The organism is Paraburkholderia sp. EB58 (assembly GCF_050436665.1).
In the GTDB taxonomy this organism is placed as follows: domain Bacteria; phylum Pseudomonadota; class Gammaproteobacteria; order Burkholderiales; family Burkholderiaceae; genus Paraburkholderia.
In genome coordinates, this window is record NZ_JBNDMQ010000020.1 from 127590 (window position 1) to 153245 (window position 25656).

The 25656-nt window shown below is 61.1% G+C and carries 25 protein-coding genes and 1 pseudogene; 24 read left to right on the forward strand and 2 right to left on the reverse strand.

Annotated elements, in window-relative coordinates:
- Positions 1 to 98 precede the first annotated feature (98 nt).
- The gene (locus P3T40_RS26790) at positions 99 to 1550 is read left to right on the forward strand and encodes a short-chain fatty acid transporter (protein WP_429270723.1); all 1452 of its coding nucleotides are present in this window, start codon (positions 99 to 101) and stop codon (positions 1548 to 1550) included.
- A gap of 160 nt (positions 1551 to 1710) precedes the next feature.
- On the forward strand, positions 1711 to 2004 hold the full coding sequence (locus tag P3T40_RS26795) for a DUF1330 domain-containing protein (protein WP_429270724.1): 294 nt from the start codon (positions 1711 to 1713) through the stop codon (positions 2002 to 2004).
- 68 nt (positions 2005 to 2072) lie between these two features.
- Here the strand turns inward: P3T40_RS26795 and P3T40_RS26800 are convergent.
- Positions 2073 to 2351 (reverse strand): annotated as a pseudogene (locus tag P3T40_RS26800) (GntR family transcriptional regulator); the annotation flags it as partial.
- A 490-nt stretch (positions 2352 to 2841) separates the two neighbouring features.
- Here P3T40_RS26800 and P3T40_RS26805 point away from each other — a divergent pair.
- The 14 genes from P3T40_RS26805 (at position 2842) to P3T40_RS26870 (ending at position 16063) form a co-directional block, all read left to right on the forward strand.
- Positions 2842 to 3018, forward strand: coding sequence for a Flp family type IVb pilin (locus P3T40_RS26805; protein ID WP_429270725.1), 177 nt, complete (start codon positions 2842 to 2844; stop codon positions 3016 to 3018).
- Between the two features lie 85 nt (positions 3019 to 3103).
- Positions 3104 to 3613, forward strand: coding sequence for an A24 family peptidase (locus tag P3T40_RS26810; protein ID WP_429270726.1), 510 nt, complete (start codon positions 3104 to 3106; stop codon positions 3611 to 3613).
- 12 nt (positions 3614 to 3625) lie between these two features.
- On the forward strand, positions 3626 to 4570 hold the full coding sequence (gene cpaB, locus P3T40_RS26815) for a Flp pilus assembly protein CpaB (RefSeq protein ID WP_429270727.1): 945 nt from the start codon (positions 3626 to 3628) through the stop codon (positions 4568 to 4570).
- Between the two features lie 54 nt (positions 4571 to 4624).
- On the forward strand, positions 4625 to 6130 hold the full coding sequence (locus P3T40_RS26820; RefSeq protein ID WP_429270728.1) for a type II and III secretion system protein family protein: 1506 nt from the start codon (positions 4625 to 4627) through the stop codon (positions 6128 to 6130).
- Between the two features lie 22 nt (positions 6131 to 6152).
- A complete protein-coding gene (locus P3T40_RS26825) occupies positions 6153 to 6527 on the forward strand; it encodes a CpaD family pilus assembly lipoprotein (protein WP_429270729.1) in 375 nt (124 codons plus the stop codon).
- A gap of 27 nt (positions 6528 to 6554) precedes the next feature.
- Positions 6555 to 7775, forward strand: coding sequence for an AAA family ATPase (locus tag P3T40_RS26830; protein ID WP_429270730.1), 1221 nt, complete (start codon positions 6555 to 6557; stop codon positions 7773 to 7775).
- Positions 7775 to 9166 carry a CpaF family protein gene (locus P3T40_RS26835; protein ID WP_429270731.1) on the forward strand — a complete coding sequence of 464 codons (1392 nt, stop codon included), beginning with the start codon at positions 7775 to 7777 and terminating at the stop codon, positions 9164 to 9166. Before P3T40_RS26830 ends, P3T40_RS26835 begins: the two co-directional genes overlap by 1 nt.
- Complete coding sequence (locus P3T40_RS26840; protein WP_429270732.1) at positions 9163 to 10137, forward strand: type II secretion system F family protein; 975 nt, start codon at positions 9163 to 9165, stop codon at positions 10135 to 10137. Before P3T40_RS26835 ends, P3T40_RS26840 begins: the two co-directional genes overlap by 4 nt.
- Complete coding sequence (locus tag P3T40_RS26845) at positions 10134 to 11096, forward strand: type II secretion system F family protein (RefSeq protein WP_429270733.1); 963 nt, start codon at positions 10134 to 10136, stop codon at positions 11094 to 11096. The genes P3T40_RS26840 and P3T40_RS26845 overlap by 4 nt, the downstream gene beginning before the upstream one ends.
- A complete protein-coding gene (locus P3T40_RS26850) occupies positions 11093 to 12004 on the forward strand; it encodes a tetratricopeptide repeat protein (protein WP_429270734.1) in 912 nt (303 codons plus the stop codon). The genes P3T40_RS26845 and P3T40_RS26850 overlap by 4 nt, the downstream gene beginning before the upstream one ends.
- Positions 12001 to 12498 (forward strand): TadE/TadG family type IV pilus assembly protein, encoded by a 498-nt coding sequence (locus tag P3T40_RS26855; RefSeq protein ID WP_429270735.1) that lies wholly within the window; start codon positions 12001 to 12003, stop codon positions 12496 to 12498. Before P3T40_RS26850 ends, P3T40_RS26855 begins: the two co-directional genes overlap by 4 nt.
- The gene (locus P3T40_RS26860; RefSeq protein WP_429270736.1) at positions 12495 to 13190 is read left to right on the forward strand and encodes a TadE/TadG family type IV pilus assembly protein; all 696 of its coding nucleotides are present in this window, start codon (positions 12495 to 12497) and stop codon (positions 13188 to 13190) included. The genes P3T40_RS26855 and P3T40_RS26860 overlap by 4 nt, the downstream gene beginning before the upstream one ends.
- Positions 13187 to 15013 carry a VWA domain-containing protein gene (locus P3T40_RS26865; RefSeq protein ID WP_429270737.1) on the forward strand — a complete coding sequence of 609 codons (1827 nt, stop codon included), beginning with the start codon at positions 13187 to 13189 and terminating at the stop codon, positions 15011 to 15013. The genes P3T40_RS26860 and P3T40_RS26865 overlap by 4 nt, the downstream gene beginning before the upstream one ends.
- An 87-nt stretch (positions 15014 to 15100) precedes the next feature.
- Positions 15101 to 16063, forward strand: coding sequence for a phosphatase PAP2 family protein (locus tag P3T40_RS26870; RefSeq protein ID WP_429270738.1), 963 nt, complete (start codon positions 15101 to 15103; stop codon positions 16061 to 16063).
- 77 nt (positions 16064 to 16140) lie between these two features.
- On the opposite strand, the gene P3T40_RS26875 is transcribed toward P3T40_RS26870, so the two are convergent.
- Positions 16141 to 17541 carry a GntP family permease gene (locus P3T40_RS26875; protein WP_429270739.1) on the reverse strand — a complete coding sequence of 467 codons (1401 nt, stop codon included), beginning with the start codon at positions 17539 to 17541 and terminating at the stop codon, positions 16141 to 16143.
- Between the two features lie 314 nt (positions 17542 to 17855).
- Here P3T40_RS26875 and P3T40_RS26880 point away from each other — a divergent pair, with 314 nt between their 5' ends.
- The 8 genes from P3T40_RS26880 (at position 17856) to P3T40_RS26915 (ending at position 25609) form a co-directional block, all read left to right on the forward strand.
- On the forward strand, positions 17856 to 19346 hold the full coding sequence (locus tag P3T40_RS26880) for a sigma-54 interaction domain-containing protein (RefSeq protein ID WP_429270740.1): 1491 nt from the start codon (positions 17856 to 17858) through the stop codon (positions 19344 to 19346).
- A 73-nt stretch (positions 19347 to 19419) separates the two neighbouring features.
- Positions 19420 to 19965, forward strand: a complete 546-nt coding sequence (locus tag P3T40_RS26885) for a BON domain-containing protein (protein ID WP_429270741.1) — start codon at positions 19420 to 19422, stop codon at positions 19963 to 19965.
- Positions 19966 to 20030: 65 nt separating this feature from the next.
- Positions 20031 to 20315 (forward strand): hypothetical protein, encoded by a 285-nt coding sequence (locus tag P3T40_RS26890; protein WP_429270742.1) that lies wholly within the window; start codon positions 20031 to 20033, stop codon positions 20313 to 20315.
- A gap of 633 nt (positions 20316 to 20948) precedes the next feature.
- Positions 20949 to 21176 carry a hypothetical protein gene (locus P3T40_RS26895; RefSeq protein WP_429270743.1) on the forward strand — a complete coding sequence of 76 codons (228 nt, stop codon included), beginning with the start codon at positions 20949 to 20951 and terminating at the stop codon, positions 21174 to 21176.
- 400 nt (positions 21177 to 21576) lie between these two features.
- Positions 21577 to 21867 (forward strand): H-NS family nucleoid-associated regulatory protein, encoded by a 291-nt coding sequence (locus P3T40_RS26900; RefSeq protein ID WP_429270744.1) that lies wholly within the window; start codon positions 21577 to 21579, stop codon positions 21865 to 21867.
- A gap of 620 nt (positions 21868 to 22487) precedes the next feature.
- Positions 22488 to 23012 carry a formaldehyde-activating enzyme gene (gene fae, locus P3T40_RS26905; protein ID WP_429270745.1) on the forward strand — a complete coding sequence of 175 codons (525 nt, stop codon included), beginning with the start codon at positions 22488 to 22490 and terminating at the stop codon, positions 23010 to 23012.
- Between the two features lie 123 nt (positions 23013 to 23135).
- On the forward strand, positions 23136 to 24173 hold the full coding sequence (locus tag P3T40_RS26910; protein ID WP_429270746.1) for an aldo/keto reductase: 1038 nt from the start codon (positions 23136 to 23138) through the stop codon (positions 24171 to 24173).
- Positions 24170 to 25609 carry an NAD-dependent succinate-semialdehyde dehydrogenase gene (locus P3T40_RS26915; RefSeq protein ID WP_429270747.1) on the forward strand — a complete coding sequence of 480 codons (1440 nt, stop codon included), beginning with the start codon at positions 24170 to 24172 and terminating at the stop codon, positions 25607 to 25609. Before P3T40_RS26910 ends, P3T40_RS26915 begins: the two co-directional genes overlap by 4 nt.
- The last annotated feature ends 47 nt before the right edge of the window (positions 25610 to 25656 follow it).

The window sequence follows — 25656 nt, forward strand, 5'->3', positions numbered from 1 at the left end:
CGCAGACGGTGCGGACCGGCCTGGAGAAGCTGGCCGCGACAACGCTCGTCTGTTAGCAAAGCGTTTGATCTTATTCGTCAATGAGGAAGGAGGCCAGAATGAAACAACTGTCCCAAGCGGATGGCACGGCAGTGCCTACGGTGGAATTTGCGGGCAAGCTTGAACGCATGGCAGCGGGCGTAACGCGATGGTCCGAGAGGTGGTTTCCGGACGCGTATATCTTCGCGGCCATTGCCGTGGTCGTGGTTGCGATTGGCGCGCTGGCGATTGGCGCCCCGGTTCAGCGCGTCGGAATTGCCTTTGGGGATGGCTTCTGGAGCCTGATTCCGTTCACGATGCAAATGGCCGTGGTCGCCATTTCGGGCTATGTGGTTGCAGTGTCGCCGCCCGCTTCGCGGGTCATCGCGTGGCTTGCCCGTCTACCGTCAGGAGGACGAAGTGCCGTTGCGTTCGTCGCGTTGGTCAGTATTCTTGCCTCGCTATTCAATTGGGCAATCAGCCTGATTTTCAGCGGTCTTCTCGTTCGAGCACTCGCACAGAGAAAAGACTTGCGGCTGGATTATCGGGCCGCAGGTGCGGCCGCGTATCTCGGCATGGGCGCCACGTGGGCACTGGGTCTGAGTTCGTCGGCGTCGCAGTTGCAGGCGAATCCCGAGAGTTTGCCGAAGGCGTTGCTGGCCATCACCGGAGTTATCCCGTTCTCCGAGACGATCTTCCTGCCGCAGTCGATGTTGATGGTGGCCGTATTAACCGTGGCGTCGCTGTTGATCGCCTATCTCTCGGCGCCGACGGGCAGCCGCGCGAAGACTGCGGCGGAGTTGGGCGTGGTCCTCGACGATGGAGACCTGCTCCTCAAGAAGCCGACGCGTCCGGGTGACTGGCTCGAATACAGCCCCCTTGTGACGATCCTGATTGTCATGCTCGGTGCGGTTTGGACGTGGCACGAGTTCACGACGAAGAACCCTGTGCTGGCCATCTCAAACCTGAATACCTACAACTTCGTGTTTCTGTTGCTAGGCATGTTGTTGAACTGGCGTCCGAGACGATTTCTGAATGCTGTGGCCAAATCGGTCCCGTCTACCGCTGGTGTGCTCATTCAGTTTCCGCTGTACGGAGGAATCGCTTTCATCCTCACCAAGGCAGCGGCTCCGTCCGGAGTGCCGCTCGCCGAACATCTGTCGCAGTTCTTCGTGACCATCTCCTCGCATGCGTCGTTTCCGGCCGTGATGGGCGTCTATTCGTCGGTGCTGGGCTTTTTCGTCCCGTCCGGCGGTGGCAAATGGATTATCGAGGCACCGTATGTCATCGAGGCAGCGAAGACCCTCAACGTGCATCTTGGATGGGCAGTCACGGTGTACAACGCGGCGGAAGCATTGCCGAACCTGATCAATCCATTCTGGATGCTTCCGCTACTGGGTGTGCTGGGATTGCGAGCGCGTGATGTAGTGGGTTTTACCTTCACCCAGCTCGTGGTCCACTTTCCGCTGGTGATTTTTATGCTGTGGGCGCTTGCAAGCACATTGGCCTACCACCCGCCTGTCATGCCGTAAGCCCCGCCGTATAGCGCGTCTGCTGCGCCATTGAACTCGATGCCGTATTATTCCTGACATGCATTTGGCATGCGCGACGTGGCAATTCCCGCCAATTGGCAAGAGTCACGTCTTTAGGTAGTTCCATTCGCACGTAGTGCCAACACAAACGGAGATGAAGATGGCAAAAGGTTATTGGGTTTCGGCGTATCGCAAGGTGCTTAAACCGGAACAGCTCGCTGAGTATTCGAAACTCGCCACTTCAGCGATACGGGCCGGTGGTGGGCGCGTTCTGGCTCGTGGGGTCGCTGCTTTTGCCCATGGTGCAGGAATTGCTGAGCGTACCGTCCTTGTCGAGTTCGATAGTCTGGAGCAGGCTAAAGCCGCGTTTGACAGCGCTGAATATCAGGCAGCCCTAAACGTGCTCGGCGACGCGGTCGAACGGGATTTCCGGATCGTTGAGGGTGTGGAGTAAGGTCGTACTCAACGCGCCGACAAGCACGGCGCCGCGCCAGCCAAAGTCTTACGCTTAATGGCTTCTACTCACAGAACCGCTTCGGCAACCAGTTGCAGCGCCGGGGCGAGCTTCATGCAAAGCTCGGGGCGCTCGAGCGCGTAGCTGAGGTTCCTCTGTGCAATCTGCACGTGTTCCAAGGCGAGGGCTTGAGCACGTGCGCCTTCACCGCGCTCCATTGCCTGAACCAGGCTGTGATGCTGCTGGTGCGCCATAAAGAGCCACTGGCGCCCCTCTTCAATAGCAGACTGCATCGGCAGCATTGCGCTGGCTGCGGCGAACGGCAGCCGGTTGTTCATGTCAATGGCACCCGGCAGTGACGGTGGAAGCCGATGCAATGTCGCGCTCGCTATTCGAGGCGTTTGGGGCGAGTTGCCGCCACTATCCTGCGCAACAGACCATCGTTCCCGCGAGGCGCGCCGCAGATGGAAACAGTGAGCATAACGTAGTGTAAACACCTACCTGTTAAAAATTCTGGGGCTGCCTTCCCCAGTGGTACTTGATGGCGGCCTTTCAAGCAGGCCGGACCTCGCAAACGTAAAACTGCTCAAATATATATTCCTAAACGATTTTAAAAGGTCACCGAAATATCGTCGTTCTAAAAAATTATCTATGGATCACTAAAGTTTATCCGTGCCGCGCCGTTACAGGGCTTACCGGCCATCCCGGCTCGAAATTCGAACTAAGGGTTTATCGTCCGCTCAGGTTGTCAGGGCGACAAGGGCATGGGATGCGGCTGGCTACACCCGGTTCCTGGCGTTCCCGGGCGAGTCCTTCTATCCGTTTTCGGGGAAACAAATGAGCAAATTTCTTAAAGCATTCGTTCGTGACGAGCGTGGCGTCAGCGCCATGGAATACGCCATTCTGGCAGGCATCATTGTCGTCGCACTGACGGCGGTTAGCGCGTCCTTCACCACCGGCGTGGGCACCATGTTTTCTAACTTGTTCACCAAGATCACAAACGCAGCTGGCTGACAGCTAGTCGGTCGTGCCGGAGATCCGGACGCGCCTGGTCCGGATCTCCGTTTGGCGTAGCCCGTTTTCCAGTACCGCCTCTATCGTGCACCTACTGTCTCTCGCCATCCGTCTTGTCGTGCTGTGCGCGCTGGTCTGGCTCGCGGTCACCGACGTTCGTTCGCGACGCTTGCCGACCCGGGTCGTGCTGGCGGTTGGTGCGCTGTTTTTCCTGGACGCGGCAACTCTTCGCCTGACCTTCGACCAGGTGATCGTCCACCTGGGGTTGGCACTGGGTGTCTTCCTGGTGTGTGCTGCGCTATTCGCGGCAAAGATGCTTGGCGGAGGCGATGCAAAGCTTGCCTCGGTCATTTTCCTGTGGGCCGGCCTGAGTCTCGCGCTGCCGGCCTTGACGTTGATTTCAGTGATCGGGACGGTGGTGTCCCTGGTCAGTCTTGCGACGCGAAACATGAATCCGGACCAACCTTCGCGGCCGTTGCGGGCGTTGGCGATGTTTTCGGGAGCGCGCGGTGTCCCTTACGGCGTAGCGCTTGCGTTCGGCGGCGGTGTGGCGATCGTGCTGCCCGCCGTGTTGCCCCTGATTCTGAAGCGATAGGACGTCGTCCCCATGTCAAACGTCATTAAATTCGCCGTGCTCATCGTCGGGGCGCTCATGATCGCCCTGATCGTGCGTGTGGTCATCGTGAGCGGCTCGCATCCGTCGAAGCGGGTTGTCGATACCCAAAAGGTGCTGGTCAGCGCCGCCGACCTGCCGCAAGGCCTTCTGCTGCGCGACGAGGATCTCGGCTGGAAGGCTGTGCCTACTGCGGATGTACCACAGGGCGCCATCGTCTCCGGCGCGCCGGACGCTCTGGAGTTGAAGGGTGCACTGCTGCGTCATGCGGCGGCAAGCGGCACTGTTCTCGTGGCCGAAGACGTGATCCTGCCGAGCGCACCCGGCTTTCTCGCGGCGACGCTCAAACCTGAAATGCGCGCGGTGTCGGTGGCCGTCGACGACGTGTCCGGTAACGCCGGTCTGATCCAGCCGGGTGACTACGTCGACCTGCTGCTAACCCAGCAGATGGACCGCCGCACCGATTTACCCGACCTCGCGGTGGCGAGCGAAACCGTCGTCGAGCACGTCCGGGTGCTGGCAGTCGGCTCGGAAATCAAGCGGCCGAAGAACAGCGACACGCCCGAGGTAAGCGGCAACCGCGCCCGCACCGTTACGCTGGAAGTCACGCCGCGGATGGGAGAGGTCGTGTCCGTCGCGGCGCGGCTCGGCAGCCTGTCGCTTGCGTTGCGCAGTTTCGCGACGGCGTCGCGCGACCCCGCGGTTTCGATGCCAGCGTCCGCGGCGCAGCCTGCGCCGGTTTGGGCGGGTGACATCTCGCGTGCGGTGCGCGACCTGCCGCGATCGCGTGGGGTTCAGGTCGCCGCTGCTGCGCCGATACCCGTCGCGCCGCGAACGGTCACGATCTATCGAGGCTCCGAGAAATCCGACGCAACTTCGGGCGTGGTCCCAGCCGGCGACAGTACGCCGCCGCTGCCGTCGCTGCCCGCGCCGCGCTGAGGCTGTTCAAACCGCAAGACCGAAGTCCCATTCGCCAGGATAGAGAGACGTCAAATGCCGTTCAGTCCGATTCGCAACGCAATATGGGTGATGGCTTGCGCAGTAGTGTGCGCAGCACCGGCGCTCGCGGCTCGCCCGCATACGGTCAAGGCGCACGCTGCCTCCGCTCACGCGGCGTCCGCCGCTTCGGCGCATGCCGCGGCCGTCCGCACTGCCGCCGCGGCACCGGCCGGCATGCCGTACAACGCCTCGGAGCCCCTGAACATCAGCGCGGGCAAAGGCACGCTGGTCCGTTTGAGCGAGAACGCCAGTTCGGTTTTCGTCGCCGACCCGACGGTCGCGGATGTTCACGTCCCGTCGCCGCTGGCCGTGTTCGTGCTGGGCAAGAAGACCGGGACGACGACGCTCTACGTGCTGGGCGCGAACAACAAGACATTAGTGCAGCGAACGATCGTCGTCGGGCGCGACATGGACGGCCTGCGTAGCATGATCGCTGCTCGCTTTCCCAGCATGAACGTGCAGATGAGTACGGGCCAGGGCTCGTTGCAGCTTTCCGGCAATGCGGCCAATTCCGCCGACGCCGATGCCGTCGTCCAGGCCGTCACGCCGTATCTGGCGGACAAGGAAGTCCTGATCAACCGTATGACGATCGACCGTCCGCTGCAGGTGCAGTTGCGCGTGCGCATCACGGAGGTGGACCGTAACGTCACGCAGCAACTCGGTATCAACTGGCAGGCGATGGGCAATGCGGTCGGCAATTTCTATGGCGGCATCTTTAGCGGGCGGCCGATTTACAACCTGACCCAGCCGATCGTCGGGGCCAACGGCCAGACGAGCTATCCGGTGAACCTGCCATCCAACGGCGCGTATTCACTGTTCGGCGCGTTCAAGACCAATAACGTCAATATCCAGGCACTCGTCGATGCGTTGAACCAGGAAGGCCTGCTGACCGTTCTCGCCGAGCCGAATCTGGTGGCGTTGTCCGGCCAGACGGCCAGTTTTCTTGCCGGTGGCGAGTTCCCGATTCCGGTGTCGCAGACCAATGGCGCGATCTCCGTCGAGTTCAAGCAGTTCGGCGTGAAGCTCGATTTCACGCCGACCGTGCTGAACGATCACCGCATCAGTCTGAAGGTGCGTCCGGAGGTGAGCCAGATCGACACCTCGGTGAGTGTGACGACCGGCGGTATCACCGTGCCGGGCCTGAGTGTGCGCCGCGCGGATACCACCGTGGAGCTGGGCAGCGGCCAGAGCTTCGCGATCGGCGGCCTGTTGCAGAGCAATACCCAGGACATCATTTCGCAGGTTCCGGGTATGGGTTCCATTCCGATCCTGGGCAAGCTGTTCTCATCAACGAACTACCAGAACAACAAGACCGAGCTCGTGATCATGGTGACGCCGTATCTGGTTGAGCCGACCGATTCGTCGAAACTTCGCACGCCGCTCGAATCGCTGGTATCGCCGAGCAGTGACATCGAATACAGCTACAGACGTCAGGCCGGCGAGGCAACGTCTGCGTCTGACCAACCGCGTCTCGTCGGCGCGGCCGGATACGTCTATTGAGCCGCTTATCGAGCCCGAGATCATGAAAACCGCCCGTCTTTTTACGCTCTTTCTCGCTTGCGCTGTCGCGGCCAGTGTCAGCGGTTGCTTCAAGCCGCCGCTCAATATGCCGGATCCATCGACGATAGGTTTTGACGGCCGTTCCGCGTTGCCGCCCGATTGCGCGAGCCTGGCACGTCCTTCGGTATTGACGGACGCGGGCTGGCATCGCCCGAGCATGGAATGGGGGTGTGCGACCTACACCAATCTCGCGGCGCAAGTGGCGCATCCGCAAGACCTCGTCAAGCCGGAGCCGCTCGGTCCGGCCGACGCGGCCGTCGCGGCGAGCGCGGTGCGCCGCTACGAAACCGGCCATGTGATTCCGCTCGATACCGCCACATCGCGCGATTCCAAGTGACGCGAGCAATACTCACGGAAGAACATCATGAGCACGACTGAGTTCAACCTCACGAAGGGCAACACCGCCACGCGGGTCGCGGATTTCATTGCGTTCGTCAACGATCGCAAGACCGAGCAGGTGCTCAAGAGCTTCGTGCTCGACCAGGCCATGCCACATACGTACATCGCGATCGGCGGGGTCAACGACGCGATTGCGTATCTGTCGAAGATCGAGCGCTCGCCGCAATTCCTGCTGGTCGACCTGCACGACTCGGTGATGCCGCTCTCGGAGCTCGGCCGGTTGGCGGATGTGTGCGAGCCGTCGGTTCAGGTCGTGGCGCTCGGCGAGCGTAACGACGTCGGCCTCTTCCGCAGCTTGCTGAAAATCGGCGTGCGCGACTATCTGGTCAAGCCGCTCACGGTGGAGTTGCTCAAGCGGACCGTCAACGTCGCCGAGGGCAAGGTCAGCCCCGTGATGCTGGCTCGTGCCGGCAAGACGATTGCGTTCGCGGGAACGCGCGGCGGCGTCGGTACGACTACGATCGCGCTCAACGTGGCCCGGCATCTCGCCGAGGACACGCACCGCCGGGTGGCCTATGTCGATCTGAATCTGTACGGCGGGGCAGCAAACAGCATGCTCGGCATCCAGAGCAACAACGGCCTGACCGACGTGCTGCAGAACGTGCACCGACTGGATCCGCAGTACGTGGAGCGCACGCTCGTCGCCAAAGGCGCGCGGCTCTTCGTGCTGTCCGCCGAGCTCGACTATGGAAGCGTCCAGCCTTTCGCGAGCGGCGCGCTGGAACGTGTGCTCGAACTGCTGTGCGACAGCTTCCACTATGTGATTCTCGACGTCGGCAAGACGACCGATCCCCTTGCGGGCGACGCGTTCGATTTTGCCTCGCGCGCCTATTTGATCTCCGACCGCTCAGTGCACTCGACCCGCGAGACGATACGCCTGCTGCGCTTTATCGAGGACCGCGACAACAATCCGCCCACCTCGCTGCTGCTGAACAACCCGAACGCTGCGAGCGCCGGCAAGGTCCAGGCGGCCGACTTTACATCGGCCGTCGGACGCGCGGCGTTGTATGAGATTCCGTTCGAAGCCAAAGCGATCACGATTGCGGAGAATCTTGGCGAGGCGCCGAATGAAAAGAGCCCGCACGGCTTCAATCAGACCATCACGCGGATCGGCCACGACCTCACCGGTCAGCCCGCGGCGGCTGAGCGCACCTTCTTCCAGAAGCTCGGACTCAGGAGGAGTTGATGTTTGGGCAAAAACTGGTACGCACTTCCGCCACGATGGACGATTCCGCAGCCGCGGAAGCCGTCGCCGTGCTCGAAGCGGCGGCGGCACCCGCTGCGGTTCCCATCCCTGCGCCGGGGGGCAACGAGACGCTGGTCCGGTCGGAACTGTTCAAGACTATCCGGACCGGCGTATTCAGCTTGATGAACGCCTCCGCCGCAGTGGGCAGGACGCGTGAGCAGATGAAACTCGGCGTCGAACAACTCGTGGTGGAAATTGCTGAACGCGAGCATTTGAACATCACGATTGCAGAGCAGGGGCAAATTGTCGGCGAACTGCTGAACGACATGTTCGGCCTGGGGCCGATCGAGCCGTTGCTCGCCGATGAAACCATCACCGACGTGCTCGTCAACGGGCCGGACCAGGTCTACGTCGAGCGGCATGGCCGACTCGAACTCACGCCCTTCAAGTTCCGCGACAACACGCACGTGATCAATGTGGCGCAACGGATTGCGGCAGGGGTCGGCCGGCGCGTCGACGAAAGCAGCCCAATGGTCGATGCGCGTCTCGCCGACGGCAGTCGGGTCAATGTCGTGCTGCCGCCGCTCGCGATTCATGGCGCCACCATCTCGATACGGAAGTTTTCGAAGCGCAACATCACGCTGCACCGCATGGCGCAGCAGGGCAACATGTCGCAGCAAATGGCGAACCTGCTCAAGCTCGCGAGCACTTGCCGCCTCAACATCATCGTTTCCGGCGGTACGGGCTCCGGCAAGACGACGCTGCTCAACGCGCTATCGCATTTCATCGGACTCGGCGAACGGACCATCACCATCGAGGATGCCGCTGAACTGCAACTCGTGCAGCCGCACGTCGTCAGTCTGGAGACGCGGCCCGAGAATGCCGAAGGGCTAGGCGGCGTGGCCCAGCGCGATCTCGTGCGTAACGCGCTGCGGATGCGGCCCGACCGGATCATCCTCGGCGAAACGCGCGGCCCTGAAGCCTTTGACGTCTTGCAGGCGATGAACACCGGCCACGATGGCTCGATGACTACGATTCACGCGAACACGCCGCGCGACGGCATCACCCGGCTCGAGAGCATGGTGATGATGGCGAACGGGAACCTGCCGCTTCTCTCCATTCGCCGGCAGATCGCGAGCGCCGTGCACCTGATCGTACAGATCGAACGGATGCGCGACGGCATGCGCCGCGTGACGCGGATCACTGAGCTCGTCGGCATGGAAGGCGACGTCATCATTACACAGGACCTGTTCACGTTCCGCTACGACGCAACGGCCTATAGCGAAGAGGTCAAGGGCGTGTACGAATCCGCGCTTGTGCGGCCGGCATTCTCTGCGCGCGCGGCGTACTACGGACTCGAAGACGCGTTACTGGAGGCGATGCGGCCATGAACCGGATCGACGTCCTGACCGCGTGCGCTTTCATCCTCGTGCTGATGCTCGGCGTGATGTGGCTGACTGTGCAGGACATGCCAAAAAAGCAGCCTCATGCGCGGATCAAAGCGCGTATGGAGGCGACTTTCTCGGCACATAGCGTCCGCCCCAAGGACGTCAATGCACACCACACGGACCTGTTCACGGTCGATAAAAGGGACAACATATTCAGCCGCTGGTATGGCCCGAAGGCGGCACGCCTTCGTACCGTCGCCGGGAAGAGCGGCACTCGCATCGTGTTCGCGGCGGCTGTGGGGGGGGAGCTGGTCGCGCTGCTGATGACACGCTTCATGCCGCTGCCCGACTTCGCCCGGCCGCTGCTTGTTGTCGGGCTGCCTGCGTTCGCCACGGTCCGTGCGTACGGCTTCCTGATTCAACGCTTTCGCCGGCGGTTTCTGGACGGATTTCCGGACGTGATCGATCTCATCGTACGCGCGGTGCGCGCGGGTGTCCCGGTGACACAGGTCATTGGCACCGTATCGAGCGAGTGCGCCGAGCCGATACGTCAGGAGTTCAAATTGATGAGCGATTCGCTTCAGGTGGGTCTCGATCTGGAAGAAGTGCTGACGGTCGCGGTCGAGCGCATCGAAATCGCGGACTTCTCGTTCTTCTGCGTCTGTTTGCTGCTGCAGCGTGAAACCGGCGGGCAACTCGGCGAAACGCTCGAGGGGCTGGCCACGATCGTCCGGACCCGGCGCGAGATTCGTCAGAAAACGAAGGCGCTAACGGGCGAAGCCCGCATCACCACCAAGATCATGGCTAGCATCCCGGTCGTCATCATGCTGTCCATGTACGTTCTGAATCGTAATTACCTCTTCATTTTGTTCGAGACGCATCCAGGACAAAAACTGATGACATTCGGCGCGATCTCCATGGTGTTCGGCTTGCTGGTGATCGGCAAGATGTCAAAACTGGACACATCACGATGAGCCCCGCCAGCGTCGAGACGTTGATCAACCTGTTGATGCTGCTGGCGCTGCTTGCAGCGCTCACGATCTGGTGGGCGACGAAGCATGGTGGCCGGCGCGGCCGGATCGCCGAGCGAGCGCGGCAGGCGGCGCTTACCCAGCGCCCCGACAACCTCGCCATTGAGGAGGTCGAGAAGGGCAGCGGGTTCGCTCAGCGCCTCATACGCCGCCTTGCGATCATCGGCGACCGCCTTCCGCTTTTCGATGCGAAATACCGCCTGAAGCTGCAGAAGGAAATGTTGCAGAGCGGTTATCGCAGCCGATCTGCCGTATCGGTCCTGCTCGCGATCAAATTCGCGGTCGGACTGATCTGCGCTGCGCTGACGGTCATGCTGGGCTCGCACATTCCGGTGATTGGCGCGTATCCGGCCGGCCGCGGCGTGATGATGATCTTCGTGTTCATTACCGGGATGATCATTCCGGAATACATCATGGGGTTTCGTGCCGCGCAACGTCGCAAGGCGATGGCCGGGTGCCTGCCCGACGCGCTCGACCTGCTTGTGATCTGCACCAACGCCGGCAACAGCCTCGGTGTGAGCATCCGGCGCGTCGCCGACGAACTCGCGACGATCTGCCCGCCACTTGCCGGCGAATTTGCGCTGACGGCCGACGAACTGAAGCTCTCCGGCGACAGCACGCGCGCGCTCCACGGCTTGGCTGAGCGCATCAACCTGCCGTCGATCCGCGCGCTGATTTCCACACTGACCCAATCCATGCGTTACGGCACGCCGATCACGCAGGCACTGCGTACGCTGTCGCGTACGGAACGTCTCGCGCACATCGTGTCGCTGGAAGAGAAGGCTGCCAAGCTCGCGCCGAAGATGGTCGTACCGATGATGTTGTTCATTCTTCCCGCAGTCGTCGCGATCGCGGCCGGCCCGGCCGTTATTCAACTGATGGACGCTATCGCCAAACAATGAAAAACGCTCACTTCACCATCGCCCAATGCACACTCTCCGCGCAGGGAGCAAAGCTCCTGCGCGTCGTCCAGCACGCCGCGCTGGTGGTTGGCGGCGTAGCGCTGCTGGCGGCAGGCGCAGCCTGTACCACGACGACCCAACGCGCCGCGGTGACGCAGCCCGTTGCGCGGAACTCGACGCCGAGCAGCATGAGCGAGCTGCGTATCGCGGATACCGCGCTCGAGTCGGGCGACCTCGAAATGGCAACAACGCTCTACGACAAAATCGTGCAGGCCAATCCGCAGTCGGTCGAGGCCTTGACCGGGCTCGGCAATACGCTCTACGCGGTTGGCGACTTCACGCGTGCGGGGGTCTACTACGAGCACGCGAGCAAGATCGATCCGGCTGCGACCGCGCCATTGATCGGCCTTGGACGTGTCGCCATTCACCAGCGGCGCTTCGACGCCGCCATTGCCACCTATCAGCGCGTGCTTGCGGTGACACCCAACGATCCGATGGCCTTGGCGGGCCTCGGCGCGGCGTTCGACCTCACGGGCGATCACCTGGGCGCACAGGCCGTGCTGCGGGACGCATTGAACAAGAATCCCGGCGATCCGATGCTGAGCGTGAACCTCGGGTTGTCGCTGATCCTCAGCGGGAATCCGCGCGAAGGTGCGAACGTGCTGCTCGACGTCACGCGCTATCCGGCCGCGCCCCCGCAGGCCCGTCAAGATCTCGCGCTGGCGTACGGCCTGCTTGGCAATAAGGAAGCGGCCGCTGAAATCCTGGGACGCGATCTGCCTAAGGCATCGGTGCAGGACAACTTGCGCTTCTACGAAATCCAGCGCGAGCGTCTCGAGTCGCGGCCGGGGACGGCAAAAGTCGCAGTCGTGCCGAGCGCTGCCGTGCAGGCCGCGAGCCTCCGGTGAAGACGGTGGCCGGGCAGCGGCGTCGCGGGCTGGGTGGCCTGCTTGCTGACGACAGCGGGGTTTCGGCCATCGAGTTCGTGTTTCTGTCGCCGGTCGTGTTCTTCCTCATTTTTGGCACGGTTGAACTCGCGCTCGACATGATCGTGGACGCATCGGTGCAGATCGCGGCGGAGTCCGCTTCGCGCACGGGGCTCACCACGACCGCTCCGGCCACCGGCACGCGTGCGGACCAGGCAAAAAGCATTGTGATGAGCGCGCTCGGCGGCTGGCAGAACATCGGCGCGACGGTGACGATCAACACGGTGGACTACGGCACTTACGACAATATCGGTACACCGAACTACCAGGCCAACGACATGGGCGGCTTTGGTGATGTCGTCTCGTATCAGATCACGGTCAGTTTGCCGACGGGTTTTACGGGGTTGCCTAAATTTTTCGGCGTGCCATTGCCGCTGACGTTCCAACGCAATTTCCTTGTGCAGAACGAAAAATGAAAAGCACATCACAGAAAATGCCCTTGGCTGAGCGCTGCGGGTTGCGACGGGTCGTTCGCCGCCTGCTGCGATCGGATCGTGGCAGCGTGACCATCGAGTTCGTAGTCATTGTCCCGCTGATGCTGCTGACGATGCTCGGCTTCAGCGAGGTCTATATGTACATGCGGGCGGTGAGTCTCGTCGAGCATACGGCTTTCACACTCGCTGATTCGTTAGGGCAGATGTCGGCGGTCATCGATGACCCTACCACGAGCTCCTCAAATAGCCTCGGTTCGATCTGGAACGCCGCGGCCTTGATCGCTGCGCCCAACAGCCTGCAGGCGAAGGGCGGCGTGTACATCACGTCTATCTGTGACCAGACGGTAGGCTGCACCGCGGCCGTCGCGGCCAGCCCGCCATCGGCGCCCTTCAACCCGACGATGGCTGCGGGCACGCCGGTGCAGCTCTGGCAGAGAAGCGCGCCCTGGACCTTGCCGGCCATGAAGTCGCAGGAAACCAACGGCAACCTCTTGCCGGCGACGTGGCCGTTCCGCAACGGCGATTCCGCGATCGTGGTCGAGGTGTTCTATTCCTACACGCCATTCTCGATGACCATGCCGTTCTGGACCAACGCGCCGGGCACACAGACCATCTACGAGCGTGTCTATGTGCGTCCGCGCACGCCCACGCCGCTTGCGCTGGAGCCGTCATGATCCGCGATCCCGTCGCAGCAAGGACTGCCGGCAGGCCGACCCGTCGCGTGGTTCCGTCGCAGCCTCGATCCCTCACGACGCTGCTCAAGGGCGATGAAGGTGCGGTTACCATCATGTTTGCGATGTGCGCGACTCTAATGATCGGCGCGATGTGCACGGCCATCGACTCGATTCACTACGAGATGACGCAAACTCGCGTTCAGATGGCGCTTGATGTTGCCACGCTGTCCTCAGGCGCCGACCTCTCACACTACAACTCCCCTACCGGAAGCAGTCTCACCCAATGGCAGGAGGACGCGCGCGCTTACTACAACGCGAACATTCCGTCCGGCTATATGGACTTCACCATGCCTGACGCCCAGTTCTCGGCGACAGTCAGCGGCTTGCCGTCCACCGGCCAGACCATCCAGCTCTCGGCGAAAGGTTCGGCGCCGCTGCTGGCGCCTATTATCTTCGGTACCGGCACGTCGAGTAGTGGTTCCGGCTCCGGTTCCGGTTCGAGCGGAGGATCGCCCGATACCGTGACGATTACCGCCAGCAACACCGGACTGCGTATGCCGCAAAGCCTGCTCGAACTGGTACTGGTGCTCGACAACACGGGCTCTATGTCAGACTACGCGAGCAGTGACAAGTCGCAGGGTACGAAGATCCAGGGGCTGCGGACTGCGGCCTCCGGCCTGGTGAATGACATTTTGGGCGTGCCGAACAACCAGTCCTACATCGGGCTCGTGCCCTTCACCACCATGGTGAACCTCAGCGGCTCGCTGCTTCCGAGCGGCAGTTGGATGACACAGAGCTTCGCTTACAACCCCACCAATGTCTCGATAGCGCCCACGCAGGGTGTGACCGGATCCGGCTGGGGCGGTTGCGCCGTCGAGCCACGCGATGCAGGGCACAATCTGTATCCGAAGGCCTATGCGCCGATCAATAATCCCGGCTTCACGCCGTTCTACTACAACGTGCCGAGTACGGGTTTTCAGGTCACGACTTTCAAGAGTACGAGTGGCGGCAGCAAAAATTGCGTCGCGTCGAGTTCCACCGAGGTAACTGGTGTTCCGCTGACTTTGCAGACCAACGGATCCGCTACGACCTGCAACGTTGGCAACGGGGTGGGGATCACCGCGGCCTGGGGCCAGGCAAACAAGACTAACCCCAGCACGAATACCTACGATCAGAACGGTAACGTCAACGGTACCGGCAGCCCCTGCTCGATCGCGCCGGTGAAATTCCTCACCCAGAACGCGACCACGTTGACTACCGCTATCGGCAACATGCAGGCGGCGGGCTCGACGATCATTCCGACGGGTTTGCTGTGGGGCTGGCGGATGTTGTCGTCGGACTGGTCGAACAACGTGTCGAATGGAAATGGCTGGGTATCGTCCGACAGCACGTTGCCCCGTCCGGAGACCACCCAGGGATTGCAGCGGGTGGCGATTGTCTTGACCGACGGCGAAAACGATCCGGGTAGTGCCAACGGCATCATGCCGCCGCCGTCGTTCAATGGCTTGTCGGGTGTCGGGAGCAGCGCCTTGCAGGCGCCGACCTTGACGCGCTCGGACGGCTCGTCACTCGTCAATGGTTCGACGACCTCGGTCACCGACATCAATGCGTTCCAGCTCGGTGTCTGTACCGCCATGAAGAATGACGGAATCACTATCTACGCGATCACATTCGGGAGCGATGCAGCGAGCGCGGTGGCCCAGCAGGCAATGCAGAGTTGCGCGTCGCCGGGGGACTACTACCACGCGCCGACCAATGCGACGCTTGACGCCATCTTTCAGCAGATTGCCGGCAACCTCGGTGTGCTTCGATTGACCCAGTGAGAGAGGAAGTTGTTAGTCGTTAGTCGACACGCAGTGAATATGTGAACGCCGGCTTGTGACGCGCGGCCAGATCGATCAGGGGACGCAATGGGCAAGGAACTTCACGCCGCGGATGTGCATTTCTCCGCCAAGTTAATAGCACCAGATGCGGTGCTATTCGTGATTACGCTGCTGCTCGCCGTCGTTGATATGGTCTGGTGCAGGGGAGGGCATTGGTCGGTAACTGTACGTGGAGTAGCGCCTGTCTTTTTCGTTGTTCCTGGCATGCTTTCCCCTCTTCTTTTCGAGCGGTACCGGTATGACGAGAGAACAAGGGTTGGACTAATTTGCTCTTCACTTTTTATTTCGTTTTCTGTAGTCGCTTCGATTTTCAGCTATCTTGTTGTCAGCACGAATGCACCATTGGTGGATAGTTCGCTGGCCAGCTGGGATCATATGATCGGCTTCGATTGGCCGAAAATTTTTCTATGGACGAAAGAGCGACCGCGCCTCGATTTCGTTCTGGACCTGGCATACTCAAGCGTCTTTCCGCAGATTGGCGTAGTCATCCTCTATCTGGCGTATACCAGACGACACGAGCAGCTTGCAGAGTTTAATGGCGTATTGGCTATCTGTTTTCTGATAACCAGCATCATTTCATGTTTTTTTCCTGCCGCCGGGCCTGCCAAGTACTACCAGGCAGTCGTACATGCCGACGTCTCAATGCTCAGTCATTTCGAGCCTTTACGGGAGGGGACGCTAAGAATAATCGATTTGCGAAAAATGCAGGGACTCGTTTCAATCCCCTCTTTTCATATGATTATGGCCATGCTGCTGGTATATGTGATGCGGAAAACGCCCCTATATTCTGTTTTTTTAATACTAAATATTGTCGTTACCGCTTCAACGCCGACACGTGGGGAGCACTATCTCGTCGACTTGATCGCAGGCGCAATAACTGTCGTGACAGTGATGGCGCTGTGGAGTAGTCGTAAGTTCGTATTTGCCCAAAAAGAGCGGCGCGATGCTGTTATTCAGCCGAAACCGCGGTCAATCTTAGGGCAACGGTGATGGGCGGGAACACCAAAGTTTGATTCAAACTCAAACTTCGGTGTTGTCAGCAAACCCATTCAACTTCGCGAGTGGGCTTAAACCAGCCCAGTCGTGTAATACACGGCAATCACAAAGAACACGGCCAGCGTCTTGATGATCGTCACGGCGAAGATGTCGCGATACGACTCGCGGTGCGTCAACCCTGTCACGGCCAGCAGCGTAATCACGGCGCCGTTGTGCGGCAGCGTATCCATCCCGCCGCTTGCCATGGCCACCACGCGGTGCAGCACTTCCATCGGGATATGCGCCGCGGTGGCCGCCTTGATGAAGGTGTCCGACATGGCAGCGAGCGCGATACTCATGCCGCCCGATGCCGACCCGGTAATTCCCGCGAGCGAGCTAACCGACACCGCCGCGTTGACAAGCGGATTGGGAATGCTCTTGAGCGCATCGCTCACCACCAGAAAGCCAGGCAACGCGGCGATCACGCCACCAAACCCATATTCCGACGCGGTATTGAGCGACGCCAGCAGCGCGCCCCCAACGGCCGCCTTGGTGCCGCTAGCGAAGCGTTCACGCATGCGGCGAAAGGCGGTCAGCATGACCAGCACGATGCCGAGCAACAACGCGCCTTCCACGGCCCAGATCCCGACTACAGTCTTGATCGCAGTCGTGACAGGCGCATGAATGCCGGGCAGCACTTCCGGTGCGACCGTGTACGACGCGCCGTACCAGTCGGGGATCAGCTTGGTCAGCGCAAAGTTGGCTACGCCCACCAGCACGAGAGGCGCGACCGCCAGCAGCGGATGCGGCAGTTGCTTCGACTCGATGCGGTCCGGCTCATTCACGAGCGACGTGCCGTAGCCTTCGCCCTTGGCCATCGCGGAGCGCCGGCGCCATTCCAGATAGGTCAGGCCGACGATGATGATGAACACCGAGCCGATCGTACCGAGCCACGGCGCCGCCCACGAGGTGGTCTTGAAGAAGGTGGTCGGGATGATGTTCTGGATTTGCGGCGTGCCTGGCAGCGAATCCATCGTGAACGAGAAGGCGCCCAGCGCGATCGCACCCGGCATCAGGCGCTTCGGAATATTGCTCTGGCGATACAGTTCGGCCGCGAACGGATACACCGCGAACACGACGACGAACAGCGACACGCCACCGTAGGTGAGCAACGCGCACACCGCGACGATCACCGCATTGGCCCGTGAGCGTCCGATGTAGCGAATCGCAGCGGCCACGATCGACTCGGAGAAGCCCGACAATTCGATAACCTTGCCGAACACCGCGCCGAGCATGAACACTGGAAAGTAGAGCTTCACGAAGCCGACCATCTTGTCCATGAAGATGCCGGAGAACACCGGCGCGACGGCGGCGGGGTCGGTCAGCAACACGGCGCCGAGGGCGGCAATCGGCGCGACGAGAATCACGCTGTAGCCGCGATAAGCGGCAAACATGAGAAACGCCAGAGCGGCGAGGACGATAACAAAGGACATTGAGTCTCCAAAACTTGGTTGTTCTACGTGTCCACGCGCCCGGTGGCACGGCGACCCGGGCCCGCGAATGCAGGTTCCGTGCCACTCGTGGCAGACCGGCCTGTTGCCGCGCTTTTGCTGCGCGGCGCGGGCGCGCGATTCGAGCGATTGTACCGAATCGTCTCAATTTCGGGATGCTTGACGTCTCAATATCCGCCGCGAGCGCCGGGAAGCCTTTGCTGGTGGGCTTGCCGGCGATCTCCACATTGAGATAAGCTCGTCTACAAATAGAGACAAGTGCAGCAACGACGACGATAACTGGAGACAGCGTCAGGATGATGAACGACTGGGCAGGACTGCCCGCCAACTACAGCGATGTACTGCGCCGGGCGATGGAATCGCTGTTTCGGACCTTCGAGAATTTCAGCGAGGGGACCTTCATTGTCGATGCCGACGCACGCGTGGTGTGGATCAACAAACGCTACGCTGCCCGCTTTGGCTTTGCCGATCCGCAACAGGCGATCGGCCGCGATTGCGAAGCCGTGATTCCCAATAGCTTGATGCGCGAAGTTGTGAATACCGGCAAGCCGATTCTGCTGGATATTCTCGAAACCGACCGCGAGCCGCTCGTCGTCACGCGTCTGCCGTTGAAGGACGATAGCGGCGCCACAGTCGGCGCCGTCGGCTTTGCCCTGTTCGATGAACTGAAGGCGCTGACGCCACTCTTCTCGCACTACTCGCGGCTCCAGGAGGAGTTGATTGCGACGCGCCAGTCGCTAGCGCAGGCCCGCCGCGCCAAATACACGTTCGCGAGCTTTGTGGGGACGAGTGCGGCGAGTCTCGAGGTCAAGCGCCAGGGGCGCCGCGCGGCCCAGGTCGATTCGCCGGTGTTGCTGCTCGGCGAGACCGGCACCGGCAAGGAACTGCTGGCGCATGCGATCCACGGCGCGTCGGTGCGGGCCAATCAACCGCTCGTGACGGTCAATGTAGCCGCCATTCCCGACACGTTGCTCGAAGTCGAATTCTTCGGCGCCGCGCCTGGCGCCTACACCGGTGCCGATCGCAAGGGCCGGGTCGGGAAGTTCGAACTGGCCAATCGCGGCACGCTGTTTCTCGACGAGGTCGGCGATATGCCTCTGCCGTTGCAGGGCAAGCTGTTGCGCGTGCTACAGGACAACGAGTTCGAGCCGCTCGGCTCGAACCGCATCGTGCGTTCCGATGTGCGCATCATCGCGGCCACCTCGGCCGATTTGCCCTCGCTGGTAGCAGCGGGGCGCTTTCGCGCGGACCTGTTCTATCGTCTGAACGTGCTGACCATTCACGCGCCCCCTTTACGCGAGCGGCTTGCGGACATCGAATCGCTGGCTTACGCGATGCTCGAAGACCTTTCGGCGCGGGCGCACGGCGGCGCCCATTTCGAATTGCAGGAGGACGCATTGCGTCTCCTGTGTTCGCACGCGTGGCCCGGCAATGTGCGTGAATTGCGCAACACTTTGGAGCGCGCAGTGATGTTGTCCGATAGTGAGCGTATTGATGCCAACGCCCTCGCGTCTTTCATCAGTCCGCTGCAGGCGAGTGGGCAGGGCGTCAAGGCAATGCCGTTTGCATCGGTCTCGCAGGCTGCCCAGGTCGCGTCGCATGCATCCGTTGCGCAGCCCGAGACTGTGCAGCCCTCGTGGGCGGAGGCGATGGCCGGCTTCGAGAAGCGCTTTCTGAGCGAAGCGCTGCGCGCCAACGGCGGACGAGTGGTCGATGCGGCCGCGCAGATTGGCATGGGCCGCGCCACGCTCTATAAGAAAATCGCGGCATACGGCATTGAAGTCTGAGCGAGGGGTGGCTGCCATGTTGTGACGGCGGCTGCCTTGAGCAGTCTGGTCGATCGATGCAGTCGGAGGTCTCATGAAACCCTGGCAACCCTGGCCTGTGGCAATCCTGCTGTTTCTGCTGAGTGCTGCGCCTCATGCGCAGGAGCCCGAACTGAAAAACTGGTACAACGACCCGTTCTTCGCGCTCTCGCGGGCCTTCGCCGACTGTCCTGTGCCTCTCGGCCCATTTATGACCCGTGCGCAAATGGAGGACGACGCGCACTACCGCGTCGAGCGTGGCACGACCTGTTGGCTGGCGCACAAGTGCACCAAGCCCAATTCATATATGTACGACGCGGACATCGCCGGGGCGATACGCGCGCACTTCACCGATACCCATGCCTTCGATGGCACGAGCGTATGGATCACAGTGCAGCGCCGTTTTGTCTACGCTGAAGGATGCGCGCCGCGCGCTTTCGATGTCCATGTGCTGCAACAACAGCTCGAAGCGATCCCCGATGTCGAGCAGGTCTTCATCCGCATCAATACGGATGCGCGCGGGCCGCTTTCCTACAAAACGCTTGCCGCGCCAAGCCAACCTGTAAGCGAGCCCGCAAGCGATCCCACTACTCACGAGTGACGCAGTGCAACGCGCGCATGGCACAATCGCTGGGTCGAAGAATTAAAAAGGGATCGGGGTTCTCAATGAAACGCAGCTACTCATTTTCTGCTCGGACGGATCGCCTCATGCGTACCGCGCTCGGCGCGACCGGGGTTGCTCTGCTCGCGGCGCTCGCCGGTTGCAGCAGCAGCCCGCCGCTGTTCCTGCCGGACGGCCGTCCGACCACGCTGGTGCAATGTCCGGCAGGCTCCGATTCGTGCGCGCAGCAGGCACGCGTCAATTGCGGTGGCCAGTTCGAGGTGGTGCGCCAGTCGAGCGAGAACGGCACGCTCAGTCTGATCTACGCGTGTCCGATCCGGGCGCAGTAGAGGCTGGTAGAGGTTGATCGCCGCCGCCCGCCAGACGCGGGCCGGTCTGGCGGGCGGGCTCCAGGCGACCCCATGCGCCGTTCACCGGCTAGTTTCTCCGCTAAAGGAAGCAACGTTGTGTTGCCTGTCGCGTCCGATTACCTGCATGGACTTCGCGCCGACACTGGCGGCCAACGCCGTATATAAATCCTGCGTGCGTTGAAATCGCCCTCCGTGTCATAAATGCTGTGCATAAAACCGTCATATTGGCCGGGGCTTAATTCCAGTATCACGCTGTGTGCGGAATGCTCGGTTATATAGAATTCGTCCAATCCTCGGAAATTTGTTTCGAAAGTATGAAAAATACCGGTGGCCTCGACACCGCTATTGTTGATGGCTTCACGATTTATTATCGGCGTTGCTTGAATGATGAACTCACATTCTTCAGTGCGGAGGCCAACGGAAGCTTATCGTATTTGCCTTCATCGTCTCTAGCAGAGCGCCCTGTAGTCGGGCCATGTCAGCGGGCCGGCACGTGCCAATAAGCAGCGAAGAAAAGGCAACCGGGAAGAATCTCACGGCCACGGTGAAAGAGGCGCCACGCGGCACGTTTCATGCTTGTATTCGGTCAGACCAGAATCTCCGGGGAAAGTAATGAATCATCACCAACTCGAAAAAGACATTGAGCATCTCGAACACGTGATCGCGCGGATTTCCTCCGCGGACCGCATTCCGCTGTCGTATTGGCGCGGCCGGCTCAAATTAATATTGGGTACGGCTGTGGTGCCGTCGCAGGCAAGCCGTCTCAAACGCCTCAACGACGCCCTCAGCGCGCTCGAGGCGAGAGTAGAACGGGCGGCCGTTCCAGGAAATGCGCGATAACGTTTAGCCGATAGGTGCATAACGTTACGTTCCATTCTTACCCGGCGGGCAAAGGTCGTCTGCAATTTCTGCACGGCCCGCGCGGGACTCAACAATCAACCATCAGCGATGCGGGCTAACTGCGCACTCAGCACGCCCGATGCGGACAGCAGGATGTTTCCCAACAGGACTCACGCAACTGACGGCGTCGACGCAACACTATGTCGACCGGGGAGAAGTGTTCGGGGTTGTGACTCGCCTGGCGGCACCGCGCGTGTTGCGCGATCCGGCATCGACGACTGACCGTGCGGCTTGTTTCATTCACCGTTAATCTTGTAATTCGCGAACGAATGCTATCCGGCACTTTTTCGATCTGATAGGGTCACACTGCAGTTATCCAACCGACTGGAGACGACGCTACATGGCCACCTACAAACAATTGACTGCACAGCTCGAAAAGCTTCATAAGGAAGTCGCGCTCGCGCGTGAGAAAGAAATCGAGCAGGCGATTGCCGATATCAAGCAGAAGATTGTGGAATACGGCATTACCGCAGAGGAGCTTGGCTTCGCAGGCAAACGTGCAGCGGCGAAGAAGACGCCGTCGCCGGCGAAATATCGCAACCCCAAAACCGGCGAGACCTGGAGTGGCCGCGGCCGTTCGCCGGGATGGCTGGCAGGCAAGAATCGCGAACGCTTCCTGATCACTGACTAAGCGTTACATACCGGATGGCGCGGCCCGAAACGGCGTGCCTTCCTCCACAAGTGAAGCGGCGGCGATGACTTTGCGCACCGCCGCGCTGGTCCCGAAAACCCTCACCTTTCGTTTTTGCCGCAGCCGTTGAGTCCGTACACGGCTGCGTTTTGCATTGCGTGCCGCCGTTCGTTTTGAAATGCTTTTCTTGAGCGCGCGCCGTGCCTATGCGCCAGCCACGAGCGCTGTTTTGCGTGTTGCACCGTGTCTGGTGTGAAGCTGGGAACCCTTGTCCGGCAAGGGTTTTCGCGCTTTCATGATGCCGTGTGGCCCGTCACTCGTATCACTTCTATTTGCATCTTCTCCTTCGTCATCCCATCTCCGATTTAGCGCGGAGTGCAGAATGTCCGGTGCGCGCGACATGCCGACGCGCATCACCTCAAGCGGCTTTCTGACCGTTTTCTCCGCAGGTCCCGAAAACCCTCACCTTAACGTCGAAACCGTTGCAAACGCAGCGATGCGCCCAGGACAAACCCGGAGTTGAGTCCGTCTCATACCCCGGATCAAAAAACATCGATTCATGGTCGGCCATCTCGAATAGCACAATCCGCTCATCCACCCAACCCTTGACGGGATCAGACATGAGCGTATCGACGGAAAAGCAGTTGTATATCGGTGAAGGCTTCGAAGGCCCGGGCGTAAACCTCGCGCACATCAACGTATTGGTCGGCCCGCGCAATGGGCCGGCAGGCCAGGCATTCGCCACCGCGCTCTCGACGCCGTCCGCGGGGCACGCACCGTTCGTGGTGATCGCCCGTCCGGGTATTCCGACCAAGCCGCTCACGCTGTATGTGAACAAGGCGCAGATCGAAGGCGACTTCCACGGCAATGCCACGTGGGGCGCATCGCAAGCGGGCATCGCCAAGGCGGTTGCCGAATCGCTCGAGAACGGCACGCTGCCGCCGGAAGCGGAAAACGACTGGGTCGTCGTATCGGCGAACTGGGTCAACCCGAAAACCGACGATCTCGATGCCGTCTTCGAGAACAACTATCGCGCGTGCAAGAACGCGATCCTCGCGGCCATGAAAGGCCTGCCGCATCGCGACGAAGTGTTCGCCGCCGCGCGCCAAGTATCGAACCCGTTCTATACGCCGAAACAACGCTAAAGCGCCCACCAAAACGCCGCGGTTCGCGCGCCACTCGAGCAGCGCAGCCGCCGCCATTGCAACCATGCATGGAACTGGAGCAAGCGTTAAAGCGCTAACCCCAGTCGACACTGGAGACAACAAATGGAATACATCCGCCTCGGCCAATCTGGCCTGAAGGTTTCGCGTCTGTGCCTCGGCACGATGAACATGGGCACGCCGCAATGGAAGCCGTGGATTTTCGACGAAGCGCAAAGCGAGCCGATCGTACGTCACGCGCTCGAAGCCGGCGTGAACTTCATCGACCTCGCGGATTTCTATTCGACCGGCGTCGGTGAAGAAGTGGTGGGCCGCATTCTCAAGCGCATTGCGCGCCGTGAGGAGATCGTCGTGACGACCAAAGTCGGCTACGACATGGGCACGTATCAGAACGCCGGCGGCCATTCGCGCAAGCACATCATGGATGGCATCGACGGGTCGCTCACGCGACTCGGCATGGACTACGTCGATATCTACATGCTGCACTTCTTCGACGTGAATACGCCGGTCGAAGAAACCATGGGCGCGTTGAACGATATCGTGCGCGCTGGCAAGGCGCGTTATATCGGCGTGTCGACGATGTACACGTGGCAGTTCGCCAAGATCATGCAGGTCTGCGAGCGCAATGGCTGGCACAAGCCGATCAACATGCAGTTGCAGTTGAACCTCGCGTACCGCGAGGAAGAGCGCGAGATGATTCCGTACTGCGAAGATCAGGGCGTGGGTGTCTCGGTGTTCAGCCCGCTCGCTCGCGGTCTGCTGACGAGCGATCCGAACTCGACGCGTAACCAGACCGACTTCTTCACCGCGCAAATGTACGGCGATACGGCTTCGCGTGAGATTGCTGCTTCGGTGGCGCGAGTGGCGGCGGCGCGTGGCGTGTCGGCGGCGCAGATCGCGCAGGCGTGGGTGCTCAATCACGGCGGTATCGCAAGCATGCTGGTCGGTGCTGATACGCCGGCGCAATTCGACAGCGCGCTTGCCGCACTCGACACGAAGCTCTCGGCCGACGAACTCTACGAACTCGAACGTAATTACACGCCGTGCGATCTGATCAACGATTACACGGCTGGCAAACGCATCGCGCGCGAGTCGCGCCCCGCGCAAGGGACGTTCGTCCAAACCATGGATAAAGCAGCATGAGTGAATTTCTCCGTACCGGGCACTACATCAATGGCGAGTGGTACGCGGGCGCCGAGACGTATCCTGTTTCCAATCCCGCCACTGGCGAGGTGATCGCCCATGTCGCAAAGGGCGGCGCGGCGGAAACCGCGCAGGCGATTGCCGCGGCTGAACGCGCATATCCGGCATGGCGCGCGCTGACCGCGAAGGAACGCAGCGCGCGGGTGAAGTGCTGGGGCGAGCTGATGCTCGAGAACCGGGACGCGTTGGCTGAATTGATGTCGCGCGAACAGGGCAAGCCGCTCGCTGAGGCGCGCGGCGAAGTGGGCTACGCTGCCAGCTTCCTTGAATGGTTTGCCGAAGAAGCGAAGCGCGCCTATGGCGACGTGATTCCGAGCCCGAATCCGAAGGCGAAGATCATCGTGACGCGTGAGCCGATTGGCGTGGTCGCGGCCATCACGCCGTGGAATTTCCCGCTGGCGATGATCACGCGCAAGGCCGGTCCGGCGCTCGCCGCAGGTTGCACATTGGTGCTCAAGCCTTCCGAAGAAACGCCGTTGTCGGCGTTTGCGCTGGCCGTACTGGCCGAGCGTGCAGGTATTCCGGCTGGCGTGTTCAACATTGTGTCCGGCGACGCAGTAGCGATTGGCGGCGAGTTGACGGCATCGCCCGTGGTGCGCAAGCTGTCGTTCACCGGTTCGACGCGAGTGGGCAAGCTGCTCGCGAAACAATCCGCAGACACGCTCAAGAAGCTCTCGCTCGAACTCGGCGGTAACGCGCCCTTCATCGTATTCGACGATGCGGATATCGAAGCCGCCGTTCAAGGTGCGATGGCTTCAAAGTTTCGCAACACCGGCCAGACCTGTGTATGCGTTAATCGCTTCTACGTGCAGGACGGCGTCTACGACGCGTTCACCCAGGCGCTGACGAAGGCCGTGCAGAAGATGCGCGTCGGCAACGCGCTAGAAGGTGAAGTCGAACAGGGGCCGTTGATCAACGCAGCTGCGTTGAAGAAAGTGGAAACCCATGTCGCCGATGCGTTGCAGAAGGGCGCCAAGGTGTTGACGGGCGCTAAACGTCACGCGCTGGGCGGCACGTTCTACGAGCCGACAGTGCTGGTCGACGCTTCGGAGTCGATGCTGATCGCTGGCGAAGAAACTTTCGGTCCGGTTGCCGCATGCTTCCGCTTCAAGACTGAGGAAGAAGCGATCGCCGCGGCCAACGACACACCATTCGGCTTGTCCGCGTACTTCTATACGCGCGATCTCGGCCGCGCATGGCGCGTGGCTGAGGCGCTGGAAAGCGGCATGGTGGGCGTCAACGAAGGCATCATCTCCACGGAAGTGGCGCCGTTTGGCGGCGTGAAGGAGTCGGGTCTGGGCCGTGAGGGCTCGAAGTATGGGCTCGACGAGTACATGGAACTGAAGTACACGATGATGGGCGGCCTCGGACGCTGATCGTCGCAATACCGGCAACAACGGTCCGCTTCGCGTTGCGCACGCGC